Annotated in this window: 7 protein-coding genes and 1 pseudogene; 4 read left to right on the top strand and 4 right to left on the bottom strand. The window is 63.4% G+C overall.

All coding sequences use genetic code 11. The features are described 5' to 3' along the window. The first annotated feature begins 148 nt into the window (after positions 1–148). From GNZ12_RS19755 to GNZ12_RS19745, 3 genes are all read left to right on the top strand, one after another. Positions 149–868 carry an amino acid ABC transporter ATP-binding protein gene (locus tag GNZ12_RS19755; protein WP_172312749.1) on the top strand — a complete coding sequence of 240 codons (720 nt, stop codon included), beginning with the start codon at positions 149–151 and terminating at the stop codon, positions 866–868. 23 nt (positions 869–891) lie between these two features. Further along, on the top strand, positions 892–1,689 hold the full coding sequence (locus tag GNZ12_RS19750; protein WP_172312747.1) for a transporter substrate-binding domain-containing protein: 798 nt from the start codon (positions 892–894) through the stop codon (positions 1,687–1,689). An 85-nt stretch (positions 1,690–1,774) separates the two neighbouring features. Next, the gene (locus tag GNZ12_RS19745) at positions 1,775–1,936 is read left to right on the top strand and encodes an ABC transporter permease (protein ID WP_172312745.1); all 162 of its coding nucleotides are present in this window, start codon (positions 1,775–1,777) and stop codon (positions 1,934–1,936) included. A 325-nt stretch (positions 1,937–2,261) separates the two neighbouring features. Here the strand turns inward: GNZ12_RS19745 and istB are convergent, their stop codons facing one another. The 4 genes from istB to GNZ12_RS19725 all read right to left on the bottom strand — a co-directional run bounded on the left by istB (position 2,262) and on the right by GNZ12_RS19725 (position 5,813). Next, on the bottom strand, positions 2,262–3,044 hold the full coding sequence (gene istB, locus GNZ12_RS19740) for an IS21-like element helper ATPase IstB (RefSeq protein WP_172312743.1): 783 nt from the start codon (positions 3,042–3,044) through the stop codon (positions 2,262–2,264). After that, positions 3,037–3,615 (bottom strand): Mu transposase domain-containing protein, encoded by a 579-nt coding sequence (locus GNZ12_RS45560; protein ID WP_407947715.1) that lies wholly within the window; start codon positions 3,613–3,615, stop codon positions 3,037–3,039. The genes istB and GNZ12_RS45560 overlap by 8 nt, the downstream gene beginning before the upstream one ends. Before the next feature lie 622 nt (positions 3,616–4,237). Beyond that, positions 4,238–5,314 (bottom strand): ParB/RepB/Spo0J family partition protein, encoded by a 1,077-nt coding sequence (locus GNZ12_RS19730; RefSeq protein ID WP_172312741.1) that lies wholly within the window; start codon positions 5,312–5,314, stop codon positions 4,238–4,240. A 73-nt stretch (positions 5,315–5,387) separates the two neighbouring features. Beyond that, positions 5,388–5,813 carry a hypothetical protein gene (locus GNZ12_RS19725; protein ID WP_172312739.1) on the bottom strand — a complete coding sequence of 142 codons (426 nt, stop codon included), beginning with the start codon at positions 5,811–5,813 and terminating at the stop codon, positions 5,388–5,390. A gap of 175 nt (positions 5,814–5,988) precedes the next feature. Between GNZ12_RS19725 and GNZ12_RS19720 the strand changes: the two are divergent. After that, a pseudogene (locus GNZ12_RS19720) lies at positions 5,989–6,522 on the top strand (amino acid ABC transporter permease); the annotation flags it as partial.

Here is a 6,522-nt window from a genome sequence, read left to right as displayed (position 1 = left end):
CGTTGGTCCCGATCGACGCGCAATTGGAAATTGAAGGATGAAGTCTGGCTCAATCCGGAGCGCATGCAGCCGGAAGAACTAAAGCAGTTCGCGTGAAGTGACGCGACAAGTACGTTGACAATCGCCGGGGTCCATTGGCGTTACGCCGATGATTGCATTCACTGACGTACAGAAAAGCTTCGGCGCATTGAAAGTCCTGAACCATGTATCGCTGGAAGTCTTCCAGGGGCAGGTTGTATCACTCATCGGCCGCAGCGGCTCCGGCAAAAGCACGGCACTACGCTGCGTTAATGGTCTCGAAAAAATCGACGCAGGCACGCTGACTGTCTGCGGGCGTGCCTTGCATGAGCCTGGCGTTGATCTGCGCGGGCTCAGAAAGGACGTTGGCATCGTATTTCAAAGCTACAACCTCTTTCCACACCTGACGGTCGCACAAAACGTCATGCTCGCACCGCGGAAGGTGCTCAAGTGCTGTCCGAGAGAAGCAGTGGATATCGCGTCCGACGCGCTTGCACGTGTCGGGCTTTCGGACAAGCTTGATTACTACCCGGAGCAACTGTCCGGTGGTCAGCAGCAGCGGGTCGCGATCGCCCGGTCTCTGGCCATGCGTCCACGCCTCATTCTCTTTGATGAAGTGACCTCGGCCCTTGATCCTGAACTCACCGGGGAGGTCCTTCGCGCTATCGAAAAGCTGGCAGCCGATGGCATGACCATGCTGCTGGTGACACACGAGATGGCGTTTGCGCGGTCAGTTTCAGATCAGGTGGTTTTCATGCATCACGGCAAGGTCTGGGAACGGGGTTCTCCGGACATCCTGACAACCCCCGCAACGCCGGAGCTCCAGCAGTTTGTCGGTAGCGGACTATAAACACTGCTAACGGAGAGTTCACAATGCGTTCGAAAAAGCTTCTGTCGTTTTATACCGCTGTTACGCTCAGTCTTGTCCCGTTCGCGGCGAAAGCCGACGAACTCCAGGCGATCAAAGAACGGGGCGTGCTGAGTGTCGCTGTGGATGTGAGCTACCCGCCGTTCGGGATGCTGGACCAGAAGGCAGGTGAAACTGGCTCCGACATTGAAACTGCGCGGCTTCTGGCCCGGGACCTGGGGGTCAAGCTCAAGGTCGTACCGGTTTCGGGGGCGGCACGCGTGCCCTTTCTTCTGTCGAATAAGGTCGACCTGGTGATCGCTTCATTTTCGATCACCGAAGAGCGCAAGAAGGTGGTCGACTATTCACTGCCTTATGCCGTTGACTTCCTCGTGGTAGCGGGACCGAAATCTGCACCTGTTGGCAAGATCTCTGACCTGTCCGGCAAAACCATCGCGGTGACACGCGGAACCACGGCGGACATCGAACTGACAAAGGCAGTCCGTGCGGACAATGTGAATGCGAACATTGTTCGATACGAAGACGAGGCGACGACCAACACCGCCGTGGTCACAGGACAACAGGATCTCTTTGCTGCTTCCCTCGCGACCGAGAAGTCGCTGGCAGCACTGAATCCCGGCAAAACCCTGGATGTGAAATTCAGCCTCGCCAACTATCCGCTGGCGATCGGCATCCGCAAGAACGAACCCGCTCTTAAGGCCTGGCTCGACAACTGGGTCAAGGCCAATATGAAAAATGGCGCTTTGAACAAAATTTTCGTGACGTATTTCGGGCAGGAATTGCCCAGAAACATGATCAATTGATGCGACGGTTGCGTCATCGAGTGGAGGTCGGCCGCAGGATCTCCACGGCTTCAATGCACTGTGTATTCTCAACGTGGAGTAAGCCGTGGGTTCATACACGTTCGATTTCTCGTTCCTGCAGGACTACCGCGGGGACATCATTCATGGCATCTGGCTGACGCTCTCCATGAGTGTCGCTTCGATGCTGTTTGGGCTAATCGTAGGCACAGGCGCCGCGCTCGCCCGTCTCTACCCTCGACGCTCATAGAAATGAACCCACTTTTGCTCATCTGAGCGGACCCATCCGGTGCGCATCGTTTCGTGAAGGAGCTTGAGCGTCGTGGTAGCTCGACGTTTCCGTGGGGGAGGACAGGTTGACGGGTTGGACTGAGTCCGGGTGGACTGGCTGGACCGATGTAGCGCCGCCACGAAGGCGCAGGGTTGTCCACGGCGGCACCCGCGGCCCCTTCTCAGGCACGGGCGGGTGCCGCGGTGGATAACCCGTGTGCACTGGGGGGGAATGCGGGAGAGGTGAGCCCAACTGCTGATGCGGCCGGGCAAGCGCGCCCGGTCTGGTGGCGTAGCGGGAGCCACTATCTGGCTGGCGTGGCCTGGCGTCGCGAGGATGGAGCGGCGAGGTCAGTCGGTGACGGCGGTTGGGGGCTGCGCAGCGAGGGACCAATGATGCGGATCGTGACGCAGTGGTGCTGCAGTCGATCGAGCAACGCATCGACAAGCGGTTTCTTGTCGAACAGCTCGTACCATTGCTCTGTTTCAAGATTGCTGGTGATGATCGTGGAAACGCGGCCGTAACGCTGATCCATCAGGCGGAAGAAGGCGTTCGATTGTTCAGGCTTTAGAGTTAGATATCCTAATTCATCGATCAGCAGTGGCCGCATGCGGGCAAGCTGGCTGAGCAATCGGGTCGTCGAGCGATCGGCGAGCGATGCGTAGAGTTCATCGAACAGATCCTGGGCGTTATAGAAACGGGCGTGATAGCCGTTCAGGCAGGCTTCGCGCAGCAGCCCGATCGCGATGCCGGTCTTGCCGGTGCCGGGTGCGCCGATCAGCAGCAGATTGTCGTGGCGACGCAGGAACTCGAGCCCGGCCAGCGAGCGGATCTGGGCGCGATCGACGCCGGGCTGGCGATCAAAGGGGAACGAGTCGAGCGTCCAGCGCCACGGCAGTCTGGCCTGCGCCAGCCGGTAGGCGAGGCTTGCCTCGCGCCTGACGACTTCCTCTTCGCACAACAGACGATAGAGCACTTCCGCCGGCGGCGCCCCCTCCCGGTCGGCACGCTCGAGTTCGGCGTCCAGGCTGCGCTCGATGCCCCGCAGGCGCAACCGGGTAAGCAGTTCGTGGAGCTTGTCACGCATCATCGTCGCCGTCGCGGTTGAGCGCGAAGAAGTCACCGGCGACCTGTTGCAGGATGAGCTTCTCGAGGCGACCGAGATCGTATAGCCCGAAGTGCAACGCCTGCTGCACGGCGGCCTCGAAGGCCTGGCGCGGGTAGGTACGCTGAAGCTCCAGCAGGCGCTTCAGGGCGCGTACGCCCCGGCCATGGCCGCGCTGCTTCAGGGCCCGCGCGTATGCTTCGAGTTCGGGATGATGTTTGAGGAGTTGCGCTTCGACGCCCGGCGTGCGGTTCACCCGGGCCGGGGTGGGATGGTGCGCGGGCTCGGTCTGCCGCGCATCGCGCTGGCCGATCAGGCGCGGGTGGGTCGCGACCGGCACGCCGCGATGATGAATGTGGATCCCGGCGTGATACTTGTACACGGTGACCGGCTGGCCGACGAAGCGCTCGGGCACGGAGTAGCGGTTGGTATCGACCGAGACGTATCCGTACAGGTCGACCACCCGGTCCAGCACTTCATAGACCGGTGGCAACACGGCGGGCAACGGTTGCAGATAGGGTTTCTCGATCACATAAGCCGCCTCGGGCGACATGCCCAGTACCCGCTTGGGCTTGCGATTGGCGATCTGCTGGCACCACTCGAGCACCTGGCGGTTCAGGTCCTCGAAGTCATCGAAGCTGCGTCCGGGCAGGAAGTTGGTTTCGAGCCAGGCGAAGGGCCGCTCGATGCGCCCCTTGCGATCCGAATGGCCGACCCGATGGGCGAAGAAGCTGAAGCCCAGGGTGCGGGCGAAGGCGGCCATCTCGGGGGCGATCACGGCGTTCGCGCCGGCCCCGGCGGCGATCATCACACTGGTGTTGTCAATCACGCAGCGCGGCGCGGTGCCGTCCATGAAGCGCGCCGCCTCGAGCAGGAAGTGTTTGGCCTCGAAGCGCGTGTAGCGCGGATAGTAGAGCACGAAGAGCCGGCGCGAATACGCCAGCACCAGGGCGGCACACTGGGCGGTGACGAGCCGCCCGCCGATGCTCACGCGGTGCGGCGAGGTGTCGTGCTGCATCTCCTCGCCTGGCGCGAAGGAGTACTCACCGGCACGCGGCGGCGGCGTGCGCAGCCCGGCCTGGCGCACCCAGCGGGTCAGCGTGCTGTATGCCACGTTCAGGTCCTGCTCGTCGGCGAGCAGCTGCTGCACGCGGGCGACGTTACCGCGCGCCTTCTCAAACGCGGCCTGCAGCCGGGCCAGCGTCTGGGGCGCGCACGGCGGGGTTGGCACCGGCTGCGCCGCCGCTCGCAGCACCCGGCGCACCGTGTTGCGCGACAGCTTGAGCAGGCGGCTGATCTCGCGCACGCTGTGGCCCTGCGCCTGCAGGGTTCGCACGCTCTGGCGGATCTCGAGAGCAATCATGGTCCAGATACCTCCGCAGGTCGGACTGCAGCGCATCGAGCGCGGTACGCACACGGCCGAGCGCGCTCGCCAGCGGTTCGCACTGCGCGGCTGCCCCCAGCTGCGGCAGGTGCTGGCGCAGCCGGCTGAGGATCGCGAGCAGTTGCCGCAGCTCCGTGGCGCACTGCCCTTCGGGACCGTCGCGCAGGCGCGTATCGGCACGCTGTTCGTCGCGCGCCTGCCATGACTCGATGAACAGACGCGGATGGGCGATGAGGTGCTCGCGCGTCGTGCGCGAGCTGAGCCGGTAATGCTCGAACCAGCACCGCAGTTCGCGCGTCGAGAGCGGCGTGGCCTCCAGTGCGCCGAGCAGTTGCGCGGCGTGTTCGGCGTTGGCGCGCGCCAACGGTGCCAGCACCCGGGTGGCCGCCCATGTGGAGATGACACCGCGGCGCACGGCGGCGAGCAGCGCGTCGGGCAGACCGCACAGCAGCTGCAGGCGGCGGCTGACCCAGCTGACGTCGCGCCCGCTGCGGCGGGCGACTTCGTGCTGGCTGAGCCCCTGGCCGTGCACCAGTTCGCGCAGCAGCAGCGCTTCCTCGAGCACCGCCAGCGGGCGTCCCTGGGCGCGCGCCAGCACCGTCAGCAAGGCCTGCGCGAGCTCACACGCCCACGGCTCGATGCAGGCAGTGTCGCGCCCCAGGCGGCGCAGCGCCGCGACACGCCGATAGCCGTCGACCAGCACCAGGCGTTCGTCGCCGTCCGGCACCGCGATGCACGCAATGAGCTGGCCGCAACGCTCGATCGAGGCGGCCAGACGTTCGACCGCCCGTGGCTCGGGCAGCCGCATCGGCGCAAAGCGCAGGTCCAGGCGGTGCAGGTCGACCTGGCAGGCGGTGGAGGTATCCATGGGCGCGACGGTAGCAGCCCCGGTCGGGTCTGACCATGACGTCCTCTCTTTGCAAGATGCCTCCCGGTTGAACCTACGTCGTTGAAAGCACGGCGATTTCCACCGTCCACGCGTCCATCTTTGCAAGCCCCCCAGCCGCCACCGGGCTCAGCCGGTAAGTGCCTGACGGCAGTGAAGAATCACGCGTTGACACGTCCATCCTTGCAAGCACGCGTTCACGGCGCCGGGCGTCGCGCACCCGCTGCCTGACGCGGTTGCGCTCGCTGTATTCCGGATGGGTGCGGCGATACTCGCGCCAGTAATCGGCATGGCGCTCGACCCAGGCGCGCTGGGCGCGCGTCTGGTTCTCCTGGTAGGCAGGATCGTCGTGTCGGCGCGCGCGTTGCCATCGCCGCCGGCGTTCGCGCTGGCAGGCCGGCAATGAGCAGTAGCACTGGCCGGGGCTTTGGGCACGCGGATGGAATGCCTGGCCACAGGCAACGCAGCGTTTGCTCTGCATGGACGGGATCCCCGGACGAAGAACCATCCACACAGCGTCCGCGATAAACCTCGCCGGCGACAAATGCGCGGCGGGCCGCTTCGCCCTCTTGTAGCAGCGGCGACCGGCTAGTTCAGTGGGTCAGTTTGATGAGCGGCAGGCGGGTCAAATTGGCTGAGCGTCAAGGCTCTACGGGCCGTCGTACGCGAAACGCATCGCGATCATTTACATCGAAGCCATACGTAACACCCCGCTGATCATCCAGGTCTTCTGGATCTTCTTTGGACTGGCGGTGCTGGGAGTGCGGATTGGCGCGTTCACAGCAGCGGTCCTCGCACTCGTGATCAACGTCGGCGCGTATTCAGCTGAAATCATTCGGGCAGGACTTGCGAGCATTCATAAGGGGCAGACAGAGGCGGCCCTGTGTCTCGCGCTGAGCCGCCGCCAGGTGATCTTTTCAGTCTTGCTGCCGCAGGCGCTGGAGCGGATGTATCCCGCACTCGTAAGCCAGTTCATTCTGTTGATGCTTGCGAGTTCACTCATGTCCCAGATTTCCGTGGAGGAACTCACGGGCGTTGGATACATGATTCAGTCCTTCACCTTTCGGGGATTCGAGGTCTACCTGGTCATCTCGGCAGTCTATCTAGCGCTCGCTCTGGCTTTGAGGGGAATCTGCTTCTCGCTCGCCGCTTTCGTTTTTCCGAAGAGCAGAAAACTGAAACGTTCATAA

The sequence above is a fragment of the Paraburkholderia solitsugae genome, from assembly GCF_013177695.1.
GTDB classification, from domain to species: Bacteria; Pseudomonadota; Gammaproteobacteria; order Burkholderiales; family Burkholderiaceae; genus Paraburkholderia; species Paraburkholderia solitsugae.
The sequence above is the reverse complement of the archived record's forward strand: the minus strand, read 5'-3'. Positions and strand labels throughout refer to the sequence as shown.

Bases quoted from the DNA above. Each gene is read 5' to 3' on its own strand.
- GNZ12_RS19750 (WP_172312747.1), top strand. From the start codon at position 892: ATGCGTTCGAAAAAGCTTCTGTCGTTTTATACCGCTGTTACGCTCAGT.
- istB (WP_172312743.1), bottom strand. From the start codon at position 3,044: ATGCGTGACAAGCTCCACGAACTGCTTACCCGGTTGCGCCTGCGGGGC.
- GNZ12_RS19755 (WP_172312749.1), top strand. From the start codon at position 149: ATGATTGCATTCACTGACGTACAGAAAAGCTTCGGCGCATTGAAAGTC.
- GNZ12_RS45560 (WP_407947715.1), bottom strand. From the start codon at position 3,615: ATGTCGCCCGAGGCGGCTTATGTGATCGAGAAACCCTATCTGCAACCG.
- GNZ12_RS19730 (WP_172312741.1), bottom strand. From the start codon at position 5,314: ATGGATACCTCCACCGCCTGCCAGGTCGACCTGCACCGCCTGGACCTG.
- GNZ12_RS19725 (WP_172312739.1), bottom strand. From the start codon at position 5,813: ATGCAGAGCAAACGCTGCGTTGCCTGTGGCCAGGCATTCCATCCGCGT.